We start from the raw sequence: 23,533 nt of genomic DNA, 5'->3' as shown, positions 1-23,533 counted from the left end.
TCGAAGGTAAGCGAAGTTATGACCAAAACTAATAAATCGACCCCCGCAGCGCCTGAGCGCATCCTGACCGAAGCAGAAATTCTGGCCATGGATGACAAGGATTACATGAATCCTGCGCAAATGGCCTTCTTCAAGGCAAAGTTGCAAGCCCTGGAAAAAGAGCTGCTGAAAAATGCCGGTGAAACCACCGAACACCTGCGCGAAACCGTGCTGGTGCCGGACCCGGCCGACCGCGCCACCATCGAGGAAGAGCACGCGCTGGAACTACGCACGCGCGACCGCGAACGCAAGCTGCTCAAGAAGGTGCAGCAATCGATCGTGGCCATCGACAACAACGACTACGGCTGGTGCGAAGAAACCGGCGAGCCGATCGGCATTCCGCGCCTGATCGCCCGTCCGACCGCCACCCTGTCGCTGGAAGCCCAGCAGCGCCGCGAGCTCAAGCAAAAGCTGTACGGCGACTAAGCGCGCCACCCACCCCAAAAAGCACGCGCCTCGCACCGCGTGCTTTTTTTACGGCTACACTATGCTGCTATGGGATTGTTCTCACTCTTCAAGAAAGCCGAGACCCTGCCGCCGCTCACCGACGATGAGCAAGCGCGGCTGGCCGCCAATAGCGAAGCGGAACGCCAGAGCCAGGCGGCGCGCCAGCGCGAGATCGCCCGCGCCACCGCCATGAAGATCGACGCCATCGAGTCGGCCATGGCGGCCGACATCTTCAACCTGCCGGAACCGGCCTGGGGCAGCCAGCGGCCGCCGCGCCCGCCCCGGCCGGCCGCCGACGCGGCCGAACTGGGCGACATTCCCACCACGCTGTTGCTGGCGGACGACGAATTGCCGCTGGCCAGCGCCGACGACAGCGCCCCGGCGGTGGAAGAAATCGCCATCCTGTACGCCAACGGCCAGAACGGCGTGGCCCAGCAGATGCTGCTGGCGGCCGTGGCCGAGGCCAACCGCCTCAACAGTGACCGCGGCGCCTGGTGGATGCTGTTCGACCTGTACCAGGTGACCGGCCAGCAGGACGCCTTCGACAACCTGTCGATCGACTACGCCAGCACCTTTGAAACCTCGCCGCCCGCCTGGCAGGCGCCGGCCGCGCTGGCGGCCGCCTCGCCGGACTGGGCCGGCCTGACGCCGACCGCATCCTTCAGCGGCGTGCTGGGGCCGCACATCGCGCCGCAGCTGGAGCGCCTGCGCGCGCTGGCCGGCGAGCACCCGGTGCTGCGGCTGGAATTCAGCCGGGTGGCGGCGGTGCATGCCGACGGCGCCGCCCTGCTGCTGGACACGCTGCGGCAATTGCAGCGGCAGCAGCGCGAGCTGATCCTGGTGGGCGCGGCCGCGCTGACCGCCCACCTGCGCGGCAATCTCACCATCGGCCGCCGCGACGAGGGCGAGGCCAGCTGGCTGCTGTTGCTGGAACTGCTGCAATTGCAACACCGCGAAAAGGAATTCGAGCAGGTCAGCATGGACTACTGCGTGACCTTCGAAGTGTCGCCGCCGGCTTTCACGCCGCCGCACAAGGTGGCCATGGCGCCGGCGCAACACGTGCCGGCCTCGCCCGACCGCTTCATGTTGCCGCCGGTCATAGAACAGCAACTTGGCGCGCTGCTGCCGGCCATCCAGCGCTATGCTGAACAGTATCCGGCGCTGGTGTTCGACTGCTCGCGCCTGACGCGCATCGACTACGCCAGCGCCATTCAGCTACACTCCGCATTGCAGGAATGGGCTGGCCAGGGCCGGAAAATCGCCTTCCGCGACGTGAATCACCTGGTCAACGCGCTGCTGCGGCTGCTGGGCTACGCCAGCCTGGCCCGCATCTATCCCCACAAGTATTAACTTGCAATTTTAGTTCCCGGCCCCACTTTTCAGTCTTGAGGCAGCCTGCATCATTACTTTGAGGTAACTATGGAACAATTTCACGGCACCACCATCCTGTGCGTGCGTCGCGGCAAGCAAGTCGCGCTGGGCGGCGACGGCCAAGTCACGCTGGGCAATATCGTCATGAAGGGCACGGCCCGCAAGGTGCGCAAGGTCTACCAGGGCAAGGTGCTGGTCGGCTTCGCCGGCGGCACCGCCGACGCCTTCACCCTGCTCGACCGCTTCGAAGGCAAGCTGGAGAAACACCAAGGCAACCTGCTGCGCGCCTCGGTGGAGCTGGCCAAGGACTGGCGCACCGACCGCGTGCTGCGCCGCCTGGAAGCCATGCTGCTGGTGGCGGACGCCGACTCCACGCTGGTCATCACCGGCAACGGCGACGTGCTGGAACCGGAGGATGGCGTGGGCGCGATCGGCTCCGGTGGCACTTACGCGCAATCGGCCGCCAAGGCCCTGGTGGAGAACACGGAACTGTCGCCGGCGGAAGTGGTCAAAAAATCGCTGACCATCGCCGGGGAGCTGTGCATCTACACCAATCTGAACCACATCATTGAGACACTGGACCCAGCATGAACATGACCCCGCAGGAAATCGTCGGCGAACTCGACAAACACGTGGTTGGCCAGGCCAAGGCCAAGAAGGCGGTCGCCATCGCGCTGCGCAACCGCTGGCGCCGGCAGCAGGTGGACGAACCGCTGCGCCACGAGATCACGCCGAAAAACATCCTGATGATCGGCCCGACCGGCGTCGGCAAGACCGAGATCGCGCGCCGTCTGGCCAAGCTGGCCGACGCGCCCTTCATCAAGATCGAGGCCACCAAGTTCACCGAGGTGGGCTATGTGGGCCGCGACGTGGACACCATCATCCGCGACCTGATCGACATCGGCGTCAAGCAGACCCGCCAGTCGGAAATGGCCAAGGTGCGCACCCGCGCCGAGGACGCGGCCGAGGACCGCGTGCTCGACATCCTGCTGCCGCCGGCGCGCGACTTCGGCTTCACGCCGCCGGGCGCGGAACCGCAAAAGGACGACAGCACCCGCCAGACCTTCCGCAAGCGCCTGCGCCAGGGCGAGCTGGACGACAAGGAAATCGAGATCGAGCTGGCCGAGGCCGGCCCGCAGATGGAAATCATGGCCCCGCCCGGCATGGAGGAAATGACCGAGCAGATCAAGTCCATGTTCTCCGGCATCGGCGCGCAGCGCAAGAAAGCGCGCAAGGTCAAGATCAAGGAAGCCATGAAGGTGCTGATCGACGAGGAAGCCGCCAAGCTGGTCAACGAGGACGAGATGAAGCAGAAGGCCATCCAGAACGTCGAGCAGAACGGCATCGTGTTCCTGGACGAGATCGACAAGATCGCCTCGCGTTCGGAAGTGGGCGGCGCCGACGTCTCGCGCGCCGGCGTGCAGCGCGACCTGCTGCCGCTGGTGGAAGGCACCACCGTCAACACCAAGTACGGCATGATCAAGACCGACCACATCCTGTTCATCGCCTCGGGCGCCTTCCATCTGGCCAAGCCGTCGGACCTGATCCCCGAGCTGCAAGGCCGCTTCCCGATCCGGGTCGAGCTGGAATCGCTGTCGATCGCCGACTTCGAACGCATCCTGACCAGCACCGACGCCTGCCTGACCAAGCAGTACGAAGCGCTGCTGGCCACCGAGGACGTCAAGCTGGAGTTCGCGCCGGAAGGCATCAACCGCCTGGCGGAGATCGCCTACTCGGTCAACGAGCGCACCGAAAACATCGGCGCGCGCCGGCTGTACACGGTGATGGAAAAGCTGCTGGAGGAACTGTCCTTCACGGCCAGCGAAGACACCGGCAAGACCATCGTGATCGACGCGGCGTATGTGAACGCGCGCCTGGATGCGCTGGCGGTCAACGAGGACCTGTCGCGCTACGTGCTGTAGAGAGGCCACCTTCGGCGGGGGCCGGTGATGGCTCCCGCTCCCGGCGTATGGACATCAGTGTGCGCCAGTCCGATCCGATGTACTACCGAATTATTCCGTGAACTGATTTTCAAACCAGAAGGTATCGTGTTACGATACCTTTTTGTTTTTTAACAAGGCGTGAAATGAGCTCACCGGAATTGCTGCTGCAAGTGCTGCGGACCCAGATGCGGGCCGCCGGCGTCACCTACAAAATGCTGGCCGAGCGGATCTCGATGAGCGAGTCGAGCGTCAAGCGCATGTTCGGGCAACAGGACATGTCGCTGTCGCGGCTGGCGCAAATCTGCAAGGCGGCGGGCGTGCCGATGGAAGACGTGCTGCGCGGCGCCGCCGACGCCACCCCGCAGGCCGACCGCCTGACGCTGACGCAGGAAAAATCGCTGCTGGCCAATCCCAAGCTGCTGCTGATGGCGATCAGCTGCCTGGGCCACTGGACGCTGGAACAAATCCTGGAAACCTATGCGCTGACCGAGCCGGAATGCATCATGCTGCTGGCCGAGCTGGACCGGCTGGGATTGATTGAACTGAAGCCGTTGAACCGCTACCGCCTGCGCGTCTCCAACGCCTTCCGCTGGCTGCCGGACGGGCCGGTGCAGCAATTCTTCCGCGAGCACGTGGTGGACGATTATTTCAGCGGCAGCTTCGACGGCGGCGGCGAAACCCTGCTGTGCCTGCCAGCGCGCCTGTCGGCGCCGAGTTCGCTGGAACTGGTGAGCCGCATCCAGCAACTGGCCGGCGAGCTGGCGCGCCTGCACCAGAACGACCGCCGCCTGATGCCAGGCGAACGCGACGGATTTACATTACTGGTAGGATTCCGTTCCTGGGAATTCGCAGCCTTCACCGCGCTGCGCCGTACAGCACCATCGAAAACGACCGCATGAAAATCGCAACCCTCATCAGCCTGGCCGGCACCGTCACCTGCTCCGGCGTCTTCACCGCACACAAACAATGGATGATGGCCGCCGCCTTCATCCTGATGACCGCCTACACGCTGCTGGAGCGCGTGTTCCACATCGGCGCCCTTCCGACCATCGTGGTCGACGCCCTGCCGCTGGCGGCGCTGCTGCTGATTCTGTACGAAGTGCTGCGCAAGGTGGTGGCGAAATAGCCATGAATAAACTGCTACTTGCCGCACTCCTGGCGGCGCCGCCGGTGCGCCGGCCGACATTGTCATCGGCCGGCGCACCATCAAGGCCAGCGTGGCGCAACCTCTGCCAGAAGGCGATCAGTGTCACGCCGGCACCGTCGGCAATGGATTTTTCGAAAGCGGCTCGCTAACCCTCGACCTGCAACGCGCGCGCTTTACCTACAGCGATACCGGCGCGGCGCTGTTCAGCTTTGCGCCGCTGCAACCGGCGCTGTACGCGGCGCTGCGGACTTCGGACAGCGCGCCGCTGAAAGTATCCAGCTGGGGCAACGAGGTGGGCTGCGAGACCAGCCGCTTGACGACCGCGCTGCGCGTCGGCGGTTACAGGCTGAATGGCGGCGTGCTAGGTTACTGCAAGATGGGCGTCGACATCGGCGTGCCCCTGGCCGGCATTGTGGGCCTGGCCGGCTTTGCCGGACAAACCATCATCATCGACTATCCATCCCGCAAATGGAAGGTCACCAGATAGGACCGAGGAACAGGTAGGCGCTGCTGTTGCCGCCCTTGGTGGTGCCGGTGCCGAAGTACAGCGGGCCGAAGCGGGTGTCGACCGCGATGAAGCCGCTGGCCGCCTGCTTGAACTTGCCCCAGTGGAGCGGGTCGGCCGGGCTGTAGGCCGCGCCCGCTTCCAGCGAGAAGCCCAGCCGCACGTCGCCGCCCAGCGCGGCCGGCATGGCGCCGATGCTGCGCGCCATCACCACCCGTCCCAGCAAGGTGCGGCTGCCCACCACCGATTCCGGCGTGGTGCCGGACAGGCGCAGGAAACCACCCAGATTGTTGTCGGTCGCCCCACCCTGGCTGCGCGCCCATTCCGCGTACACGTGGCCGGCCCAGCGGCCGGTGTGGAAGGCTTCCAGTCCCTGCACCTTTTGCTGCGTCGGCACCGGCCCGCCCAGGCGCGATTTTTCCACCGCGCGTTGCCAGTCCAGGCTGAACAGGGTGCCGCGCGTCGGGAAGGCGATGGTGTCCAGCGTGTCGACATTGAAGCTCAGGGCCTGCACGGTCTGGAACGTGCGCTGGTTGGTCAGGTCTTCCGGAATGCTGAGGTGGGCGTTGCCGACCTGGCGCGCCACCGTGTAGCGCAAGTCGCCCCAGCGGCCCACCTGACGCCCCAGCGCCAGCGCCGCCGCGGTGTAGTCGTAGGCATAGCGGGCCTGGCGGAAGCCGCTGGAGTTGAAGACGTCGGCCGCGCCCGAACCATATTGCAGCGACGGCGCCACGTACCATGGCGAGCCCACGCCCAGCGGCTGCCAGAACTGCGTGCCCAGCACGCGCTCGGTGCCGACGCTGGCAATGGTGCGCCATTCCGCGCCCCAGTCGTTGAGCGACGACAGCACGTGCATGGCCTTGAACTGGAACGCGCTGTTCTCGCTGAAATCGCTGTTCAGCTCCAGCCCGACGCGCAGCCGGCTGTGCGCCCAATCGGCTTCGGTCGGCTTGATCAGCACACTGCGGCCGCTCTCGTCGTCGCGCACCTCGGTTTCCACGCGCGCCAGGTCGCCGCGGCCGAACAGCATATTGCCGGCCAGCGTGGCCTGTTCGCTGGTGACTTCCTGGCCGAGTTTGAGGCCGGTCTGCACTTCCAGTTCCTTCGGATTGATGCGGCCACTCGGCGCCACTTCCAGCTTGGTCAGCCTGACCGGCTGGTCGATCGCCACCGGCGCCGACGAGCGGCTCAACTCATACGCCGCGTACTGCGCTTCCGGCAGGGCCAGCGCCACCAGCCGCGCGCTCATGGCGCGCACCGCCGCCTCGCCCTCTTTCATGGCGCGGTCATGCCGGCCAAAATCCAGGAAGCCAATGCCGCCAAGGTCCGGTTGCAACAGCACGTCGTTCGGACGCAGTTCCTTCAGCGAACGCTGGACGTTTTGCTCGGTCAGGATTTGCAGCATCTGCTGCGCCACGCTGACCGCGCTCACCAGTTCCTTTTCCTGCGCCAGCGGCGTGCCGACGTTGACGGCGATGATGACGTCCGCCCCCATCTCGCGCGCCACGTCCACCGGCAGGTTGCGCACCAGGCCACCATCCACCAGCAGGCGCTGATTGACGCGCACCGGCGCAAACACGCCCGGCACCGCCAGCGAGGCGCGCATGGCCAGGAACAGCGGCGTGTCGGTCAGCTCCACCAGTTCGCCGGTGACCAGGTCCGAAGCCACGGAGCGGAACGGCAATTGCAGCAGATTGGCCGGCTTGTCGCGCGCGCCCGGCGGCAGCACGCGCGTCAGCGCCAGTTCCAGCGCCTCGTTGCCGGCGGCGGCGGGCGGCAGCGACACGCCATCCAGATGCGCGCCGAATTCGATCCGCGACGGCAGCAGCAAGTCTTCCTCGCGGCGGCGGTAAAACAATTCATCGCGCGGCGGCCGGTCCGCCACCACGGCGTTCCAGTCGGTACGACGCACCAGCTGTTCCAGCTGGTCGACCGAGCTGCCGGCGGCGTAAGCGCCGCCCACCACGCTGCCCATGCTGGTGCCGACCACGATGTCGACCGGGATGCGCAGCTCCTGCAAGGCGCGCAGCACGCCGATGTGGGCGAAGCCGCGCGCACCGCCGCCGGACAACACCAGCGCGATTTTCGGACGCGGCTTGATCGACGCATCCGGCGCCACCGAGGTGGCGTTAGGCTGCTGCGCGGCCAGCGCCGTGGACAAGAAAAAGCCGCAGCATAAAGCTGCGGCCAGATAACGGATGTAAGCCATGGGCTATCCTACTGACGATCGTTGGGGTTGGGCCGCTGCGGCGCGGTCTGGGCGTTCTGTTGCGGCTGCGCCGGCGGCTGGCCGGAGGTCTGCACCGGCGGCGGCGCGGGCTGCACGATCGGCGGCGGCGCCGATGGCAGCGGCGCCAGTGGCGTCGGGGGCGCGTTGGCCGGGCCGCTGGACACGCCGGCATCGCTCGGCAGGTCGACACGCTTGATCACGCCGCCCTCGGACAGGATCACATGCTTCTCATGCACCTCTTTCACCAGCACACCCGGCATCACTTCCTTGCCGACCGCCAGCGCCACCGCCGGCTTGTTATCGACCGAGATGATGGCCGCACTGTCCTCGCCGCGCGCCGCCACCACGCCTTTCAGCTGGTAGTTGCTGACCACGGCCACGGCAACCTGGCCGCCGAACAGGCCCTTGGCCGCATCGAGGTTGATGCCCATCGGCGGCGGTGGCGGCGGCGCGGCGATGGCGCGCTGCTGCGGCTTGAATAATTGCAGTCCCCAGTAGGCCAGCGATGCCGACAACAGCACCACGGCGAGAACAGTCAGGATTAAGGGCAAACGCTTCATGGTGTCCTTGTGATCAGCGTACCAGCTGATTGATTTCGATAATAGGCATCAGCACCGCCAGCACGATCAGCAGCACCACCACGCCCATGGCCAGGATCAGCGCCGGTTCCAGCAGGCCGGCGATCGTCAATGTGCGGCGTTCCAGGTCGGCTTCCTGCGCGGCGGCGGCGCGGTCCAGCATGGCCGGCAGCTCGCCGGTGATTTCGCCGGCGCGGATCATGTGGATCAGCATCGGCGGGAAGTGCTTTTGCGCCGACAGCGCGCGCGCCAGGCTCACGCCTTCGCGCACGGCGTCGCTGGCCTCTTCCACCAGCTCCTGCATGGCGACGTTGTTGAGCGTGTCGCGGCTGGTGTCGAGCGCGCGCAGGATAGGCACGCCGGAGCCGGTGGTAATCGCCAGCGTGCTGGCGAAGCGCGCGGTATTCAGGCTGCGTTCAAACTTGCCGTACAGCGGCGCGGTCAGCAGCCAGGTATGCCAGCGGCGCTTGAGCGCGGTGTTCTGCAAGGCGCGCCGCCACATGAACCACGCGCCGATCAGCGCGATGCCGACCACGATGCCGTAGTGGCGCACGAAGTCGGACACCGCCAGCATCACCACCGTCAGGAACGGCAGCTTCTGCTTGGTGTTGGCGAACACCGAGACGATCTGCGGCACCACATAGGTCAGCAGGAAGATCACGATGGAGAACGCCACCACCGTCACGATGGCCGGATAGGTGAAGGCCAGCCGCACTTTCTGGATCAGCGCATTGCGGCGTTCGATGTAGTCGGCCAGGCGTGACAGCACGCGCGACAACTGGCCGATCTGCTCACCGGAGGCCACCAGCGCGCGGTAGATTTCGGCGAAGTCGCGCGGATGGCGCCCCAGCACGGCGGACAGCGAGTCGCCGCCGATCACTTCCGAACGCACCGAGGCGATCAGGTCGCGCAGGTAGGGACGCTCGGCCTGTTCCAGCAAGGCGGTGAAGGCCTGCTCCAGCGGCAGGCCGGCTTCCAGCAAACTGGCCAGCTGGCGCGTGAACAGCGCCAGCTCGGTCGAGGTCAGGCGCTCGCCGAAACCGCCGCGGCTCTTGGTCACGCCGGACGCGTCGACTTGCGTGGCGATCTGGTCGACCTTGAGCGGCACCAGTCCCTGCGCGCGCAACTCGGCGCGCGCCGAGCGGGCGCTGTCCGAATTGAGGACGCCCTTCTTGGTGGCGCCGCCGGCATCGGCGGCTTCGTAACGGAATGCGGGCATGCCTTAGTCCTTGGTCACACGCATCAATTCGGCCTGCGTGGTGGTGCCGCTGTCCAGCCAGCGGTCGCCGTCCTCACGCATGGTCTGCATGCCGTCGGCGATGGCGGCCGCCTTGATCTCGGCTTCCGAGGCGCGGTTGTGGATTTGCGCGCGGATGTGCTCCGTGGTCTCCAAAAATTCGTAGACGCCCACGCGGCCCTGATAGCCGGTGTGGCCGCAATGCTCGCAGCCGACCGCGTGCCACAACTTGCCGTCGAAGGTTTTGCAGCTCGGGCACAGTTTGCGCACCAGGCGCTGCGCCAGCACGCCCAGCAGGGTGGACGACAGCAGGAACGGTTCGATGCCCATGTCCAGCAGACGCGTGACGGCGGCGGCGGCATCGTTGGTGTGCAGCGTGGCCAGCACCAGGTGGCCGGTCAGCGAAGCCTGCACCGCGATCTGCGCGGTTTCAAGGTCGCGGATCTCGCCGATCATGATCACGTCCGGGTCCTGGCGCAGGATGGCGCGCAGGGCTTTGGCGAAGGTCATGTCGATGCGGGTGTTGACCTGGGTCTGGCCCACGCCAGGCAGGTCGTATTCGATCGGGTCTTCCACCGTCATGATGTTGGTGGTGGAGGCGTTCAGCAGCGACAGCGCGGCGTACAGCGTGGTGGTTTTACCGGAGCCGGTGGGGCCGGTCACCAGCACGATGCCGTGTGGCTGATTGATCAGCGCATCGAACTTCGGCAGCATGGTGTCGCTCATGCCAAGGTGGTTCAGGTCGAGGCGGCCGGCTTCCTTGTCCAGCAGGCGTAGTACCGCGCGTTCGCCGTGGCCGGTCGGCAGCGTCGAAACACGCACGTCCACCGGCTTGCCGCCGATGCGCAGCGTGATGCGGCCGTCCTGCGGCAGGCGCTTCTCGGCGATGTCCAGCTGCGCCATGATCTTGATCCGCGAGATCAGCGAGCCGTGAATCGCCTTGCGCGGACGGACGATGTCGCGCAGCGTGCCGTCGACGCGGAAGCGCACCACCGAGGTTTGCTCGAACGGCTCGATGTGGATGTCGGACGCGCCGTCGCGCAGCGCCTGCGTCAGCAGCGCGTTGATCATGCGGATCACCGGCGCGTCGTCGGAGGATTCCAGCAGGTCTTCAATCGCCGGAACGTCTTGCAGCAGCTTGGTCAGATCGAGATCGGCGTCGAATTCTTCCGCCACCATGGAGGCGTTGCCGCCCGAGCTGGCGTAGGCGGTGGCGATGGCGGTTTCCAGGTCGGCGCGCGTCATGTGCTTCAACTGGATGCGGCCGAAACGGCGCGACACTTCGGCGATGGCGGCCGGCGGCGTGGCGCCGCACATCAGCACATCGACGGTGTTTTCGGCATCATCGCTGTGCTGGGCCAGCACCACGAAATCGCGGGCATAAGCGTATGGGAGGAGATTGCTCATATCACTTTTGCGGCTGGACGTTTTCGGCGGCGCCAGGCACGCGTACAGGGATCGGCGCCGGCGGCACCGGCGCGGCAACCGCGCCGCCGCTGACCGGCGCGCCGTTTTGCAGCTTGGGCAGCACTGGCTGGCCCAGGTCCTGCACCAGGATGCTGTCCGGCGGTTTGATGGCTTCCTGCTGGCTGCGCATGTAGTCGTAACGGTCGGTGGCCAGGCTGGTGCTCTGTTCTTTATTGCGGATCACCACAGGGCGCAGGAACACCATCAGGTTGGTTTTCTTGCGGGTGCGCGACTGCGACTTGAACAGATTGCCCAGCACCGGAATGTCGCCCAGGCCGCGCACCTTGTCGGTGCCATCGCCTTCGGTATCTTCAATCAGGCCGCCCAGCACGATGATCTGACCATCGTCGGCGATCACGTTATTCTCGATCACGCGGTTGTTCAGCGTGATGCCGGATTGCGCGGTCAGGGTCGATTTATCCACGCTGGAGGTCTCGTGGTAGATCGCCATCTTGATGGTGCCGCCTTCGGAAATCTGCGGGCGCACTTTCAGCGTCAGGCCCACGTCCTTGCGGTCGATGGTCTGGAACGGATTGCTGTTGGTGCCGGAGGTGGTGGTGTACTGGCCGGTCAGGATAGGCACGTTCTGGCCGACGCGGATGGTGGCCAGTTCGTTATCCAGCGTGACCATGTTCGGCGTCGACAGGATGTTGGCGTTGCCGTCCGATTCCAGCGAGTGCGCCAGCGCGCCCAGTCCCAGGGCGCCGCCGATCTGCTTGAAGACGCCGATCGACAGGCCGTTGTTCGGAATGGTCGAACCCTTGTTGGCGTAGATCGACACCAGGGAGCTGTCGGCGCCGCTGGTGGTGAACGATTGCAGGCCGCCCACGCGGTAAGTGCTGTTCGAGTTGCCGGTCGCGCCCACCCACTGCACGCCGAACTCGGACGCCTTGTCGGAGGTGACTTCAACGATCAGCGATTCGATGTAGACCTGCGCGCGGCGCACGTCCAGTTGGTCGATCACGGCGCGCAGGTTGCGGTACACCGATTCCGGCGCGGTGATGATCAGGGTGTTGGTGGAGGCGTCGGCCTGGATGAAGCCTGCCGCGCCGCCACCGCCGCTGTTCTGCTGTTGCGAGTTGGAGCCGCTCAGCAGCGGGTTGCTCGGGCCGGCGTTGCCGGTGCCCGATGAATTGCCGCTCATGCTGTTGTTGCTGTTGCTGCCAAAGCCGCCGGTGTTGCTGTTGTTCTGGCTATTCGTGCCCGTGCCGCTGCCGCTGCTCTGCTGCGACACTTCGCCCGACACCACCGCGCGCAGGGTCTGCGCCAGCTTGGTCGCTTCGGCGTTTTTCAGGTAGACCACGTGCACATTGCCCAGTTCCGCGGTCGGCTGGTCAAGCTTGGCGATCAGCGACTTGGCCAGGTTGGCGCGCGCCACCGACGGCGCGCGCAGCACCAGCGAATTGGTGCGCGGATCGGCCAGCACACTGACCTTGCCGGCATCGGCCGCACCGCTGCCGCCGGCATTGTCCAGCAATTTGTTGATCATGGTGGCCAGGTCGCTGGCGATGGCGTAGCGCACCGGGATCACGTCCAGGTCCGACACCGCCGGCGCGTCCAGCGCCGCCACGATCTTCGCCAGCCGCTTGACGTTGTCGGCGTAGTCGGTCACCACCACACTGTTGTTACCCGGGTTGGCGTTGATGGTGTTGTTCGGCGAGATCAGAGGGCGCAGCACGGTCACCACGTTGGCGGCCGATTCATAATTCAGGCGGAAGATCTGGCTGACGATCTGGTCGCCCTTGGCCTGCGCGCCATCGACCTGGGTCGGGCTGGCTTGCAGCTTGGCGTCCGCTTCCGGCACCACCTTGGCAAAGCCGTCGCCGCTCACCACCGCGTAGCCTTGCAGGCGCAGCGCGGAGGTCAGCAGGCTGAATGCCTGCGATTTGGTGACCGGCTTTTCCGACACCACGGTCAGCGTGCCTTTCACGCGCGGGTCGATCACGAAGGTGATGTTGGTGTAATGCCCCACCGCCTTGATCACCGATTCGATATCGGCGCCGACGAAGTTCAGCGCGGCGTCATCCGCGGCGGCGTGCGCCAGTGCAGGCAGCAACAGCGCGGCGGTTGGTGCGGCGCTGATCGCGCAGCACAGCATCGCACCTGCGCTCAGGCGGCGCAGCGCAGGAAGGGATTTGCTAACGGACTGTTTTTTCATGGTCGGGCTTTATCTCAGTGGAACTCTAATGCGATGACCTGACGGTCATTACCTGGCTTGCGCTGGCCCAGCAAATTCAATAGATTGGCCAACGTCTCTTCGTATCCTTGTGCTGCCTCGGCCTGCCCGGAAAATTGCAGGCGGCCGTTGTTCAAGCTTCCCCGGCCGCTCAGCAGCAGCGGCCCCTTGACGGAACTCAGCGTCAATTGCGCCTGCTGGCCATGCCAGTCCAGCGCCATGTTGTAACTGCCCAGCGGCCGGATCGACGACAGGCGCGATGCCATGTCGCTCATCTCCAGCGTGGTGCGGCCTTCCACGCTGACCTGGCGGTTGGCCAGCTTCAGCTCCAGGCCCGTCCACGACAAGCGCATGGTGCCGCTGGGCGCCAGGGTATTCAGCGGCGCCCCCAGGCCGGCCAGGCCTTCGGCCGGCAGCAGCAGCGCCGACGGACTCAATTGCCATTGCGACCAGCCGCCGCGGAAGGTCACCGGCTGCGCCAGCGCCTGCGGATTCTCCAGCTGCATATCGACCATGCCGATCAGCACCAGCGGCGAAATCTTCCAGCTGAAACGGCCCGGCAGCAGCGGCGTGACCGGGCTGTTATTGCCCGACGCGCCGCCGATGAAGGCGGAGCCGCGCCACAGCGTACCCTGCGCGTCACCCAGCGTCAAACGGCCGCCGGTGCGCTGCTCGACGATGGAACCCAGCCACGCGGCCGGGAAGAACACCGCCAGCGTCACCCCTACCGTCAGGGCGACGGTCAGCAACCATAGCATGGCGCGCTTCATCGGGCTCCCTGGCGCAGCGTCAGGCTGCCGTTGACCACACCCGGCGCGTCCTGCGCGGTAAAGCTGGCGTCCACCACGGCGATGCGGCTTTCGGTGCGGATGGCGTCCAGCCATGCCACCACGCCGGCGTATTGCGCGCCGTTGAACTGCACCTTGGCGTATTCGCCGGTGACGTTGACCGACTGCGGAGTCAGGCCGCGCGCCGCCAGCCCGGCGTTGAGGTTCTCGCGCGTCATCGGCGTGGGCGCGATGGTGTTCTGGCTTTGCAGCGCCTGCGCCTCGCGCGCCATGTTCTGCATCTCGGCCGCCTGCTGATGCAGTTCCGGCAGCGATTTATGCAGGGCGGCGCGGCCGCTCAGCGCCGGATCGATCAGCAGGCTGTAAAACAGCCCGGCGCCGACCACGATGCCGGCGATGCGCAGCAGCTTGCGTTCCTGCTCGGTGCGCACTTGCCAGAAGGCGTCGGCGCGCGCGCGCAGGTCTTGAATTGGATTGGGCTTGCTCATGATTTTCCTCCGGCTGCCGGCACGATCTTCCAGCTGCCCGGCGTCGGTTCCTGCAACTCCAGCTTGCGGCCGGCCAGCGCGGAACGCAGCTGCCCCACCGCCGCCGCGTCCACGGTGTTCGGCTTGACCTTGACCAGCAGCGCATGGTCCTTGTACTCCAGCGTGGCGATGATGTCGCGCCGCGGCAGTGCGCCCAGTGCTTCGCCGAAGCCGGCGCTGATGGTGACAAATTCGTCGGCGCCGGTCTGGCCGCTATTGGCCTTGGCCAGGCGGATGTTGCGGCTCATCTGGTCCATCGGCGCGGCGATCAGCGGTTCTTTCGGATAGACCGACTTGAAGGTCTGCGTCATCGACTGGTTCACCACCTTGGCTTCGTTCTTGAGGCGCATCCATTCGATGTTCAGGCCGATCACATTGACCAGCAGCGCCAGCACGGCGATGCGCAACGGCCAGCGCCAGCGCTGCCATGCGCGCGCCGCGGCGCCACTGGCGCCCAGTGCCGGCGCCAGATCCAGCCCGGCGCTGCGCGACGAGGCCACCCAGTGCGCCCAGTGGTCCTCTTCCAGCGTCAGGTGCGGGACGTCGGCCGCCAGCGGGCTGAATTGCGCCATGTGCGATGACGGCAGGTACAGCGTGACCGGCTGCTCGCCGGCCAGCGCGCGCAGCGTGTGCAGCGCCGCTTGCGGCTGCGCCGGCAGCGTCAGGCCGAGGCCTTCGAACTGCGACTGACGCATCACCAGATCGTAGCCGGCATCGCCTTGCAGCAGCGTGGCCGAGACGGCGCCGGGCTGGAATGGCAGGCACAGTTGCGACGGCACCACCGACACCGCATGCGCGCCCTGCGCCAGCAAGGCTTTGACCAGTACTTCCAGCCACGCCCGCTGCACCACGGCGACGGTGCGCAGGCCTTCCGCATCTTCGGCGGTGGCGGCCAGCACGCAGTCGGCGGGATCGCCCAGCACCTGTTCTTCCACCAGCGCCGGCAGCGCGGCCTTGAGCCTGGCGGCCGACAGCGGCGGCGCTTTCACGCGCAGCAGCGTGGTGTCCGGGGCGGCCAGCAGCAACACCACGCGGCGCGCGGAGGCCACCATGTCACCGATATTCCCCAGCGGCGAGGCGCCCTGTTGCAGCAGATTGCCGCCGTCGCCCACCAGCGCGAACGGGCAAGTCTGGGCCGCGCCGCTGTCGACGCTGGCCTTGGCCGGATAGCGGATAAATAATGTCGTCAAAGGATCTCGCTTTCGTTCATCGCTACTTTCAGTATTCCCGTATCCATTCCACCGTGGTGTTGGGTATGCTCCCCGGCCGCTTGAGCAGGGACTGCGTATCCAGCGCGGCACGGTCCAGCCTCACCCGGCTGTAGGCCAGGAAGTAATCGCTTTTTACATTCCACTTGGCCTTGATCTGCTTGCCGACCATCTGCGACAGCGCCAGGAAGGTGGCGGTGTCGCGGTAATAGCTCGTCTTGCGCGCGCTGACCATGGCCGCCGCATCCGACAGCGACAGCCCCGGCACCAGCGCCGACAACAGCTCGGCCGGCGCGGTATTCACGTTCACCGTGGTGCCACTCACGGGCAGTATGATGACATAGTCGCGCAACTGCTCGATAGCTTGCGGGGTGAAGCCGCTCACCGCCAGCAGGTCTTCCACCCGCACGAGGCCCATCGGCTGGCTGCCGGTGGTGGTGACGGCGGCGGCGGTCTGCGCACCGGTGGTCTGCCCGCCGGTGGTCTGCGTATTCGGCGCCGGCGTGGCATTCAGCACCAGGTCCGCCACGCCTTGCGCCAGGCTGGAATCGAGCTTCAGATTCTCCAGCAGGCGCTTGAACACCGCCAGTTCGTCGAGGTTGAGCTGTTTAGTGCTGTCCGCCAGATTGGCCAGATTGTAGCGTCCCTGCGCATCCACCATGCGGCCGGACAGCGTGGCGTCGAAGCTCTCGCCCTGCAAACGCTCGCGCTCCACGTAATCGTCCAGCCGCGTTTCCTCCAGCGGCGTGGCCCACACGCCGTTCAGCTGCGTGTAGTTGGGCGAATCCATCAAGTCCTGGTTCAGCACCAGCCGGCTCAGGTCCAGCGCGCCGCGCAAGATCCAGCGCGTTTGCAGCTGCAAGCGCTGGTTCTCCATCGAGCGCACCTGCACCTGCTGCAACCAGAACAAGCTGGTGACGATGGTTACCGCCAGGGTGGTCAGCAGCAGCGCCGTCACCACGGCCACGCCTTGTTGCCGTTGCCGCTTCATTTCGCCCCCAGCAGGAAGGACTTCACCATCGGAATTTCCTGCCCCTGCTGCGTCATCGATACTTCCAGGCCGGTCGGCGCAATCGGGCTGCCATCCGGCAGCGCGGTCGAAATGCCGGTGGCCGCGCGCCAGCCGCCGGCATTGGTGGTGACGGCCGGACCGCTGCCGCCCGGTATCCACATGCGCATCGTCAGATTCTGCACACCCGATTGCAGCGCCACGGCGACAGCGGGATCGGTATCGCCCAGCGCCGCCTGCCACAGATTGTCCAGCTGCGCGAGATCGCGCGTGGAAAGCGACTCGCGCCGCGTCAGCACGCCGTCCACCACGCGGTAGGACACCACCTGCAAGCGGGTCGGCTGGTTCTCGGCCATCACCACGCGCACCAGCGTGACGCGGTTGTCTTCCGCTTGCAGATTGGCGCGGCTGCGCAGCAGGCCATTGGTGGCGAGGTTCTCGCAATCGCTCTGCATCTGCGCGAACGCCAGTTGCAGGCCGCGCGTCTGCTCCATGCCGGTGCTGAGCGTTTCGCGCGAACGGACGATGCTATCGAGCCCGCGCCAGCCCAGCACCGCGATGATGGCCAGGATGGAGATCGCCAGCAGCAGTTCAATCAGCGTAAAGCCGCGCGCACGGTGGATCATGGGCTCAGCACCAGTTGGACCAGCTTGATGATGCGGCGCTCCGGATGCGCGGCCTCGTAGACGCTGACCTCGACCCGGCGGAAGCGCGGGTTGGGGCTGGCGATGACTTCTTCCTCGCACATCAGCGGCAGGTCGCCTTGCGGGCATTCGTAGGTTTGCTTGCCGATCGGCGGGAAGGCCCTGGACAGGCGCAGTTGCACCAGCCGGTTCTCGGCCGACCACGTCGCCATCATATTGGCGCGCAGGCCGTCGCTGTTGGCGGTCAGGCTGCCGACCGCGCGCAGCGACGCGATCAGCGCGGTGGCGACGATCATCAGCGCGACCAGCACTTCCAGCATGGTGAACCCGCGATTGCGTTGAGATTGAATCGAGCGCCGCATCTCAGTCCACCGTAAAATGGCCGATGCCGTCGGCGCGGATGGCGACCGTGCCGCCGTCGCTGGCGGTCATGGTCAGCACAAAAGGTTTATCGACCGGCTCGCGGCCGAAGACGATGCGCAGCGTGGACTCGGGCAGGGCCGGCGCCGGGTCCAACATCAGGGTCAGCGGCGCGGTCTTGAATTCGCGCTCGCGCAGCAGGTCGTCCTGCGCCACCTGCTCCCATTGCTTGTTTTCGTTGCGGATCATGAAGCGGTAGTTGTCGGTGCCGGCTTCAAAGGCGATCTGGCGGTTGCGCACGATGGCTTCGTCGCGCGCCAGTTGCAGCAGCAGCGCGATGCGCCTGGCGTCCTGCTGCATCGACTGTTTCTGGCCCGGCATGGCGTTGAGCGACACCAGCCCCAGGGTGATGCCCAGGATGACCATCACCACCAGCAATTCAATCAGCGTGAAGCCACGCTCGCCGCGCATGATCAGCGATCAGTTATCCCAGGAGCCGATGTCGGCATCGTCGCCGGTGCCGCCTGGTTGTCCGTCGGCGCCGTAGGAGAACACGTCGATCTCGCCCTTGATGCCCGGCGACAGATACTGGTACGGATTACCCCATGGGTCTTTCGGCATTTTCTCGACATAGCCGCCGGCCTTCCAGCCGTTGGCGGCCGGGCCGCCGGTCGGCTTTTCGATCAGCGCCTGCAAGCCTTGCTCGGTGGTCGGGTAGCGCTGGTTATCCAGCTTGTACAGTTTCAGCGCCTGCATGATGGTGGCGATATCCACCTTGGCGGCGGCGACCTTGGATTCGCCGGTACGGTTCAGCAGCTTGGGCACCACCAGTGCCGCCAGCACGCCCATGATGACCACGACCACCATGATTTCGATCAGGGTGAAGCCGCGCTGGGCACGATTTGTAAACTTTTTCATAATTCGATGGCAAATAAAAATGAGTGCAGAGTATAAGGCGGAATCAGGGCACTTGCGACTTTTAGCCGATATTCGGCCCTGATTTATCCGCTTTGGTGCTTAAACAGCTCTTAATATGACCGTTTCTTTACATGGACTTACTCAATCGTGCTTGCGGGCGCTGGCCTCGATGCGGGCGCGCGCGCCTTCGTTGCTGCCGCCGTAGGCGGCGGCCACCGGCTTGTCGCTGCGGGTGACCATGGGCGCCGCCGTCACGAACGGCGCGATGCCCAGCGCCGCGTCGATCTCCCGCGGGTAGATCAGGAAGCCGCGCGTGATCACCGCCGACACCTTGCGCACATCCTCGATGTTTTTGGTCGGGTCGCCGTCCACCAGCACGATGTCGGCCAGCTTGCCCGGCGTGATGCTGCCGCGGTCATTGCTGGTGCGGGTGTAGCGCGCGCCGTTGCGGGTGGCCACTTGCAGCGCCTGTGCCGGCGTCAGGCCGGCCTTGACCAGCAGCGCCAGCTCGGAATGCAGGGTGAAACCGGCGATATCGTCGGTGCCGGCCACAATCGGCACGCCGGCCTTGTACATCACGCCGACGAAGTCCACCATCTTGGCGTAGGACTTCTCGTAGCGCTTGAGCTGCGCGTCGCCGTCGATCTTCATGGTGCCGACCTTGAAGCCGCGCGCCACGTCCGGCGGCATGTGCGAGGCCACCGAGGCGTAAGGCTCGTTCATGTCGCCGTCGCGCTGCTTGAGGAAGGCGAAGGTGGCCAGCGTCGGGTCGATCGAAATCTGCTTCTTCGCCAGGTAGGCCACGAAGTCCTTCACCGGCCTGGAGTTGAAGTCGAGGTCCGCCACCTTCTCCGCCGGCAGCACGAAACGGTTGAGGTTACGGGTTTCCGTATCCGGCTTGACCAGGAAGTTCAGCAGCACCTGGTTGATGTGCTGGATTTCGTCGTAACCCGCGTCCAGCGCCTCTTGCGCGCGCAGGCCGGCCGGGATGTGGCCCGAGACGCGCATGCCGCGGCTGTGCGCATACGCCACCGTGTCTTTCAGGATGGCCTTGGGGAAGGAATTGTAAATCTTGAGCTGCGGGTAGCCGCGCTCGGCGTACCAGTCGATGGCGTCCCTGGCTTCCTTCAGATCCTTGATGACGAAGCCGTTGTTGGCGCTGTACGGGCTCTCGCCCTCCAGGAAGCCGGCCGGCACCACCTGCGGCGCCAGCAGCTTGCCGTCGGCGGTTTCGTCCAGCATGGCTTGCAGCTGGGCGTTGTCGTTGCCCATGTCGCGCACGCTGGTGACGCCGGCCGCCATATTCAGCGCGCCGGACCAGCGGTCGACGTGGCCGTGCAGGTCGAACAGGCCAGGCAGCACCACGCGGCCGGCGGCGTCGATCACATTGTCGGCGGCGCGCACCGGCGAACCGGCCGGCTGCACCGAGGTGATGCGGCCGCGCAGCACATAGATGTCCGATGGTTTGCCGAGGGTGGCTTTTTCGCTGTCGAAGATGCGGGCGTTGCGCACCACGGTCAGGCCGTGCAGCGGATGCTGCAACCTGGCGGCGGCATCGGTCAGCATCTGGCTTTCCGCGCTCTTCTGGCGCCTGGCCAGTTCCGGCGCGGCCGCTTGCCAGCCCTCTTCCAGCATGCTGCCGAAGCCCGGCATGACCACCGCGAACAGGCGCGGATTGTCACCGGCGGTGGCCCAGTAGAACGATGGCGACAGGCCGACACCGGTCTGCGCCAGCAGGCGCACGGTTTGTTTCTGGCCGCTGCTGCTGGTGACTTCCACCTGATCGAGCTGGCGCTGCGACAGGGTGCCGGAAGGGAGCAGCGCCAGTTTGGCGTCCGGCGTTTTGGCCAGCGCGGCGATGGCGACCGACTCCACCTCGAAGGAACTGTTCAGCGGCAGGTAGGCGGCCGCGCCGCTCACGGTTGTCTGGCCTTGCTCCGAGGTCGACTTCCACTGTGCCTGATCGCCCTTGCGGCTGAACTGCTCGTCCACCACGGCGCCGAAGGTCGAGTTGCCCTTGACCGAGTATTCGCTCATGGTGCCGTCCGCGCCCAGGCGGAACTGCTCCACCAGATCCGGGCCGCGGCCGTTGTCCTTGTAGCCGAAAGTGACCTTGGTCAGGCCGTCGTCCATGCGTTCGACGACCTGCTGGCCGATCTGCTTGTTGGCGTTTTCGGAAATGATCAGGTACCTGGTGGTGGTGGCGGCGTGCGCGCCGAAGGCGGCGGCCAGGGCGAATGGCAGTACGGCGAGTCGTTTGTTCAGCAAGTTGATTCTCCTTTTATTTTTTGCGCAGCGCAGACCGGGCAGGCATCGTTGCGGCTTACACCGATGCTGGTCCATTCCATGTTCAAGCCATCCAGCATCATCAGGCGCCCCGCCAGCGAAGCGCCCACGCCCATCAACAGCTTGAGCGCTTCAGCCGCCTGCATGGCGCCCACCACGCCCACCAGCGGCGCGAACACGCCCATGGTGGAGCAGGCCACATCTTCAAACTTCTGATCCTGCGGGAACAGGCAGGAATAGCAGGGCTGCCCGCCGCCGCGTGGATCGAACACGCTGATTTGCCCGTCGAAGCGGATCACCGCCCCCGACACCAGCGGTTTATTCCCTGCCACGCACGCGCGGTTCACCGCATGGCGGGTGGCGAAGTTGTCGGTGCAGTCGAGCACCACGTCGGCCTGCGCCACCAGCTCGGCCAGGCGGGCGTCATCCACCCGTTCGACCAGCGCGGTGACGGCGGTTTCGGGATTGATCCGCTGGAGCGTGAGGCGCGCCGATTCGGCCTTGGGCTGGCCCACGCGTTCGGTGGTGTGGGCGATCTGGCGTTGCAGGTTGGTGAGATCCACTGTGTCGTTGTCGACCAGCGTGATGTGGCCGACGCCGGCCGACGCCAGGTACATGGCGGCCGGCGAACCAAGGCCGCCGGCGCCGATCACCAGCGCGCGCGCGGCCAGCAGCTTTTGCTGGCCTTCGATGCCGATTTCGTCGAGCAGGATGTGGCGCGAGTAGCGCAGCAATTGTGAGTCGTTCATCGTCTCTCTGCGGCGTTGACGCGCATGGGTTTATTTGGACAGTTTGACCGGCAGGCCCTTGAAGTGATTCAGGGCCTGCTCCAGCTGGAAATCTTCCCTGGAGCCGAATTCCACCGGCTTGGTTTTCTTGGCCAGCACGGCCACCGCCTGACCCTCTTCCAGTGGATCGCGCCTGGCGGCGTCGCCTTCCGGGTCCTTGTCGTTGCCGAGGTGTTTTTGCAGATCGGCTTCGCGCACGCGCAGGCGGTTCAAGCCGTCGCCTTCGGCGGTTTCGTCGACCAGCAGGTCGGGCGTGATGCCGCGCGCCTGGATGGCGCGGTTCTTCGGCGTGTAGTAGCGCGCGGTGGTCAGCTTGACGGCGGTATCGGCGGTCAGCTGGCGCAAGGTCTGCACCGAGCCTTTGCCGAAAGTCTGCTGGCCCATGATGGTGGCGCGCTTGTAGTCTTGCAGCGCGCCGGCGACGATTTCCGAGGCCGAGGCGGAGCCGCCGTTCACCAGCACCACCATCGGCACGTCCTTCAGTGCGGCCGGCAGTTTGGACAGCGGGTCGGTCTTGGCGCGCGGGGCATAGAATTCCTGACGGCCGTAGAAGGTCTCCTTCGACGCTTGCAGCTGGCCGTTGGTGGAGACGATCACCGAATCCTTGGGCAGGAAGGCGGCCGACACGCCGATCGCTCCCGGCACCACGCCGCCCGGATCGTTGCGCAGGTCGAGCACCAGGCCTTTGATGTTCGGGTCCTGGTGGTACAGGGCGGTGATTTTCTTCGCCATGTCGTCCACGGTCGGTTCCTGGAATTGCGAGATACGCACCCACGCATAACCCGGCTCGATGATTTTGGCCTTGACGCTCTGCACGCGGATTTCTTCGCGCACGATGTTGAAGATCAGCGGCTTGTCCTCGTCCTTGCGGCTGATGGTGACGCTGACCTTGGAGCGCGGCTCGCCGCGCATCTTCTTCACCGATTCGTCGAGCGACATGCCTTTGATCAGCGTGCCGTCGATGCGGGTGATGACGTCGCCGGCCTTGATGCCGGCCTTGAAGGCGGGCGTATCCTCGATCGGCGACACCACCCTGATGTAGCCGTCTTCCAGCCCGACCTCCACGCCGATGCCGACAAACTTGCCGGCCACCGTCTCGCGCATTTCGCGAAAGGCTTTTTTATCGAGGTAGACCGAGTGCGGATCGAGCGAGGACACCATGCCGGAAATGGCCTCGGTCAGCAGCTTCTTGTCGTCTACGTTCTCGACGTAGTCGGTCTTGATCAGGCCGAAAACGTCGGACAGCTGGCGCAATTCTTCCAGCGGCAACGGGTTGCCGCTGACTTTTTGCGCGATGGCGGAAAACTGGAACGAGGCGGCAACACCAGCCACCATACCGAGGCCGATCAGGCCGATGCTCTTGACTTTGTTGCCCATTTTTCCTGCGAACCTTAAAACTTGACCCAGCCAGCCGGATCGAATGCCGCGCCCTGATGGCGAAGTTCAAAGTATAGCCCCGATTCCTCGTTGCCGCCGCTGTTGCCTGCGCTGGCGATCGGGTCGCCGGCCTTGACGATGTCGCCGGCCCGTTTGAGCAGCGACTGGTTGTTTCCGTAAATACTCATGTACTGCCCGCCGTGATCGACGATGATCAGGTTGCCGAAGCCGCGCAGCCAGTCGGCGAACACCACGCGGCCGCCGGCGATGGCGTGCACGTCGGCGCCCTCGGCGGTGCGGATGAACACGCCCTTCCAGCTCGGACCGTCGCCGCGCTTGGCGCCGAACCTGGCCGCCACCTTGCCCGCCACCGGGGCGCGCAGCTGGCCTTTCAGGCTGGCAAAGGCGCCGGCCGGCGCCGCCGGGGCCAGCGCGATGTCGGCCGGCTTGGCCGGCGGCGGCGTGTCGTCTTTCGGCGCGCTGGAGAT

General features: G+C 65.6%; 24 protein-coding genes. 7 read left to right on the top strand and 17 right to left on the bottom strand.

Annotated features, from left to right (window positions below; translation table 11 throughout):
- Nucleotides 1–18: 18 nt before the first annotated feature.
- The 7 genes from dksA (at nucleotide 19) to GM676_RS22705 (ending at nucleotide 5,434) form a co-directional block, all read left to right on the top strand.
- Complete coding sequence (gene dksA / locus GM676_RS22735) at nucleotides 19–465, top strand: RNA polymerase-binding protein DksA (protein ID WP_155466288.1); 447 nt, start codon at nucleotides 19–21, stop codon at nucleotides 463–465.
- A 69-nt stretch (nucleotides 466–534) separates the two neighbouring features.
- Entirely contained in the window at nucleotides 535–1,836 is a 1,302-nt protein-coding gene (locus GM676_RS22730; protein ID WP_155466286.1) for an STAS domain-containing protein, read from the top strand.
- Nucleotides 1,837–1,905: 69 nt separating this feature from the next.
- On the top strand, nucleotides 1,906–2,448 hold the full coding sequence (gene hslV / locus GM676_RS22725) for an ATP-dependent protease subunit HslV (RefSeq protein WP_155466285.1): 543 nt from the start codon (nucleotides 1,906–1,908) through the stop codon (nucleotides 2,446–2,448).
- Entirely contained in the window at nucleotides 2,445–3,779 is a 1,335-nt protein-coding gene (hslU, locus tag GM676_RS22720; RefSeq protein WP_155466283.1) for an ATP-dependent protease ATPase subunit HslU, read from the top strand. The genes hslV and hslU overlap by 4 nt, the downstream gene beginning before the upstream one ends.
- A 164-nt stretch (nucleotides 3,780–3,943) precedes the next feature.
- Nucleotides 3,944–4,699 (top strand): helix-turn-helix domain-containing protein, encoded by a 756-nt coding sequence (locus GM676_RS22715; RefSeq protein ID WP_155466281.1) that lies wholly within the window; start codon nucleotides 3,944–3,946, stop codon nucleotides 4,697–4,699.
- Nucleotides 4,696–4,926, top strand: a complete 231-nt coding sequence (locus GM676_RS22710; protein WP_155466279.1) for a hypothetical protein — start codon at nucleotides 4,696–4,698, stop codon at nucleotides 4,924–4,926. Before GM676_RS22715 ends, GM676_RS22710 begins: the two co-directional genes overlap by 4 nt.
- Nucleotides 4,927–5,017: 91 nt before the next feature.
- The gene (locus GM676_RS22705; protein WP_155466277.1) at nucleotides 5,018–5,434 is read left to right on the top strand and encodes a hypothetical protein; all 417 of its coding nucleotides are present in this window, start codon (nucleotides 5,018–5,020) and stop codon (nucleotides 5,432–5,434) included.
- Here the strand turns inward: GM676_RS22705 and GM676_RS22700 are convergent.
- The 17 genes from GM676_RS22700 to GM676_RS22620 form a co-directional block, all read right to left on the bottom strand.
- Nucleotides 5,424–7,661: a patatin-like phospholipase family protein gene (locus GM676_RS22700; RefSeq protein WP_155466275.1), complete on the bottom strand. Its 2,238-nt coding sequence runs from the start codon at nucleotides 7,659–7,661 to the stop codon at nucleotides 5,424–5,426. The genes GM676_RS22705 and GM676_RS22700 overlap by 11 nt on opposite strands.
- An 8-nt stretch (nucleotides 7,662–7,669) precedes the next feature.
- Nucleotides 7,670–8,242 (bottom strand): type II secretion system protein N, encoded by a 573-nt coding sequence (locus GM676_RS22695; protein ID WP_155466273.1) that lies wholly within the window; start codon nucleotides 8,240–8,242, stop codon nucleotides 7,670–7,672.
- A 13-nt stretch (nucleotides 8,243–8,255) separates the two neighbouring features.
- A complete protein-coding gene (gspF, locus tag GM676_RS22690) occupies nucleotides 8,256–9,479 on the bottom strand; it encodes a type II secretion system inner membrane protein GspF (RefSeq protein WP_155466271.1) in 1,224 nt (407 codons plus the stop codon).
- Nucleotides 9,480–9,482: 3 nt separating this feature from the next.
- On the bottom strand, nucleotides 9,483–10,904 hold the full coding sequence (gene gspE / locus GM676_RS22685) for a type II secretion system ATPase GspE (protein WP_155466269.1): 1,422 nt from the start codon (nucleotides 10,902–10,904) through the stop codon (nucleotides 9,483–9,485).
- A 1-nt stretch (nucleotide 10,905) separates the two neighbouring features.
- Nucleotides 10,906–13,122 (bottom strand): type II secretion system secretin GspD, encoded by a 2,217-nt coding sequence (gene gspD, locus GM676_RS22680; RefSeq protein WP_155466267.1) that lies wholly within the window; start codon nucleotides 13,120–13,122, stop codon nucleotides 10,906–10,908.
- A 14-nt stretch (nucleotides 13,123–13,136) separates the two neighbouring features.
- Complete coding sequence (locus GM676_RS22675; protein WP_155466265.1) at nucleotides 13,137–13,910, bottom strand: type II secretion system protein N; 774 nt, start codon at nucleotides 13,908–13,910, stop codon at nucleotides 13,137–13,139.
- On the bottom strand, nucleotides 13,907–14,416 hold the full coding sequence (locus GM676_RS22670) for a type II secretion system protein M (protein ID WP_155466263.1): 510 nt from the start codon (nucleotides 14,414–14,416) through the stop codon (nucleotides 13,907–13,909). Before GM676_RS22670 ends, GM676_RS22675 begins: the two co-directional genes overlap by 4 nt.
- The gene (gene gspL / locus GM676_RS22665) at nucleotides 14,413–15,645 is read right to left on the bottom strand and encodes a type II secretion system protein GspL (protein ID WP_155466261.1); all 1,233 of its coding nucleotides are present in this window, start codon (nucleotides 15,643–15,645) and stop codon (nucleotides 14,413–14,415) included. The genes GM676_RS22670 and gspL overlap by 4 nt, the downstream gene beginning before the upstream one ends.
- A gap of 28 nt (nucleotides 15,646–15,673) precedes the next feature.
- Nucleotides 15,674–16,654 carry a type II secretion system minor pseudopilin GspK gene (gene gspK / locus GM676_RS22660; protein ID WP_155466259.1) on the bottom strand — a complete coding sequence of 327 codons (981 nt, stop codon included), beginning with the start codon at nucleotides 16,652–16,654 and terminating at the stop codon, nucleotides 15,674–15,676.
- Nucleotides 16,651–17,298 (bottom strand): PulJ/GspJ family protein, encoded by a 648-nt coding sequence (locus GM676_RS22655; protein WP_155466257.1) that lies wholly within the window; start codon nucleotides 17,296–17,298, stop codon nucleotides 16,651–16,653. The genes gspK and GM676_RS22655 overlap by 4 nt, the downstream gene beginning before the upstream one ends.
- Nucleotides 17,295–17,678 carry a type II secretion system minor pseudopilin GspI gene (gene gspI, locus GM676_RS22650; protein WP_155466255.1) on the bottom strand — a complete coding sequence of 128 codons (384 nt, stop codon included), beginning with the start codon at nucleotides 17,676–17,678 and terminating at the stop codon, nucleotides 17,295–17,297. Before gspI ends, GM676_RS22655 begins: the two co-directional genes overlap by 4 nt.
- Before the next feature lies 1 nt (nucleotide 17,679).
- Nucleotides 17,680–18,147: a GspH/FimT family pseudopilin gene (locus tag GM676_RS22645; RefSeq protein WP_155466253.1), complete on the bottom strand. Its 468-nt coding sequence runs from the start codon at nucleotides 18,145–18,147 to the stop codon at nucleotides 17,680–17,682.
- 9 nt (nucleotides 18,148–18,156) lie between these two features.
- On the bottom strand, nucleotides 18,157–18,594 hold the full coding sequence (gene gspG, locus GM676_RS22640) for a type II secretion system major pseudopilin GspG (protein WP_155466251.1): 438 nt from the start codon (nucleotides 18,592–18,594) through the stop codon (nucleotides 18,157–18,159).
- Nucleotides 18,595–18,735: 141 nt separating this feature from the next.
- Nucleotides 18,736–20,862, bottom strand: coding sequence for an amidohydrolase family protein (locus tag GM676_RS22635; protein ID WP_229262824.1), 2,127 nt, complete (start codon nucleotides 20,860–20,862; stop codon nucleotides 18,736–18,738).
- Nucleotides 20,856–21,629, bottom strand: coding sequence for a HesA/MoeB/ThiF family protein (locus GM676_RS22630; protein WP_155466247.1), 774 nt, complete (start codon nucleotides 21,627–21,629; stop codon nucleotides 20,856–20,858). Before GM676_RS22630 ends, GM676_RS22635 begins: the two co-directional genes overlap by 7 nt.
- 30 nt (nucleotides 21,630–21,659) lie before the next feature.
- The gene (locus tag GM676_RS22625) at nucleotides 21,660–23,045 is read right to left on the bottom strand and encodes a S41 family peptidase (RefSeq protein WP_155466245.1); all 1,386 of its coding nucleotides are present in this window, start codon (nucleotides 23,043–23,045) and stop codon (nucleotides 21,660–21,662) included.
- Between the two features lie 14 nt (nucleotides 23,046–23,059).
- A partial coding sequence (locus tag GM676_RS22620) for a murein hydrolase activator EnvC family protein (protein ID WP_155466243.1) occupies nucleotides 23,060–23,533 on the bottom strand: 474 nt, incomplete at its 5' end.

The sequence above is a fragment of the Duganella radicis genome (assembly GCF_009720825.1).
Lineage (GTDB): Bacteria > Pseudomonadota > Gammaproteobacteria > Burkholderiales > Burkholderiaceae_D > Rugamonas > Rugamonas radicis.
Note: the sequence above shows the minus strand (reverse complement) of the source record. Positions and strands in the feature narration are given on the sequence as shown.

What these genes read in the sequence shown, in the direction of transcription:
- GM676_RS22700 (WP_155466275.1), bottom strand. Translation starts at nt 7,661, where the DNA reads ATGGCTTACATCCGTTATCTGGCCGCAGCTTTATGCTGCGGCTTTTTC.
- gspF (WP_155466271.1), bottom strand. Translation starts at nt 9,479, where the DNA reads ATGCCCGCATTCCGTTACGAAGCCGCCGATGCCGGCGGCGCCACCAAG.
- GM676_RS22710 (WP_155466279.1), top strand. Translation starts at nt 4,696, where the DNA reads ATGAAAATCGCAACCCTCATCAGCCTGGCCGGCACCGTCACCTGCTCC.
- dksA (WP_155466288.1), top strand. Translation starts at nt 19, where the DNA reads ATGACCAAAACTAATAAATCGACCCCCGCAGCGCCTGAGCGCATCCTG.
- GM676_RS22670 (WP_155466263.1), bottom strand. Translation starts at nt 14,416, where the DNA reads ATGAGCAAGCCCAATCCAATTCAAGACCTGCGCGCGCGCGCCGACGCC.
- gspE (WP_155466269.1), bottom strand. Translation starts at nt 10,904, where the DNA reads ATGAGCAATCTCCTCCCATACGCTTATGCCCGCGATTTCGTGGTGCTG.
- GM676_RS22625 (WP_155466245.1), bottom strand. Translation starts at nt 23,045, where the DNA reads ATGGGCAACAAAGTCAAGAGCATCGGCCTGATCGGCCTCGGTATGGTG.
- gspD (WP_155466267.1), bottom strand. Translation starts at nt 13,122, where the DNA reads ATGAAAAAACAGTCCGTTAGCAAATCCCTTCCTGCGCTGCGCCGCCTG.
- hslV (WP_155466285.1), top strand. Translation starts at nt 1,906, where the DNA reads ATGGAACAATTTCACGGCACCACCATCCTGTGCGTGCGTCGCGGCAAG.
- GM676_RS22655 (WP_155466257.1), bottom strand. Translation starts at nt 17,298, where the DNA reads ATGATCCACCGTGCGCGCGGCTTTACGCTGATTGAACTGCTGCTGGCG.
- GM676_RS22630 (WP_155466247.1), bottom strand. Translation starts at nt 21,629, where the DNA reads ATGAACGACTCACAATTGCTGCGCTACTCGCGCCACATCCTGCTCGAC.
- gspG (WP_155466251.1), bottom strand. Translation starts at nt 18,594, where the DNA reads ATGAAAAAGTTTACAAATCGTGCCCAGCGCGGCTTCACCCTGATCGAA.
- GM676_RS22645 (WP_155466253.1), bottom strand. Translation starts at nt 18,147, where the DNA reads ATGCGCGGCGAGCGTGGCTTCACGCTGATTGAATTGCTGGTGGTGATG.
- GM676_RS22730 (WP_155466286.1), top strand. Translation starts at nt 535, where the DNA reads ATGGGATTGTTCTCACTCTTCAAGAAAGCCGAGACCCTGCCGCCGCTC.
- hslU (WP_155466283.1), top strand. Translation starts at nt 2,445, where the DNA reads ATGAACATGACCCCGCAGGAAATCGTCGGCGAACTCGACAAACACGTG.
- gspI (WP_155466255.1), bottom strand. Translation starts at nt 17,678, where the DNA reads ATGCGGCGCTCGATTCAATCTCAACGCAATCGCGGGTTCACCATGCTG.
- GM676_RS22675 (WP_155466265.1), bottom strand. Translation starts at nt 13,910, where the DNA reads ATGAAGCGCGCCATGCTATGGTTGCTGACCGTCGCCCTGACGGTAGGG.
- GM676_RS22715 (WP_155466281.1), top strand. Translation starts at nt 3,944, where the DNA reads ATGAGCTCACCGGAATTGCTGCTGCAAGTGCTGCGGACCCAGATGCGG.
- GM676_RS22695 (WP_155466273.1), bottom strand. Translation starts at nt 8,242, where the DNA reads ATGAAGCGTTTGCCCTTAATCCTGACTGTTCTCGCCGTGGTGCTGTTG.
- gspK (WP_155466259.1), bottom strand. Translation starts at nt 16,654, where the DNA reads ATGAAGCGGCAACGGCAACAAGGCGTGGCCGTGGTGACGGCGCTGCTG.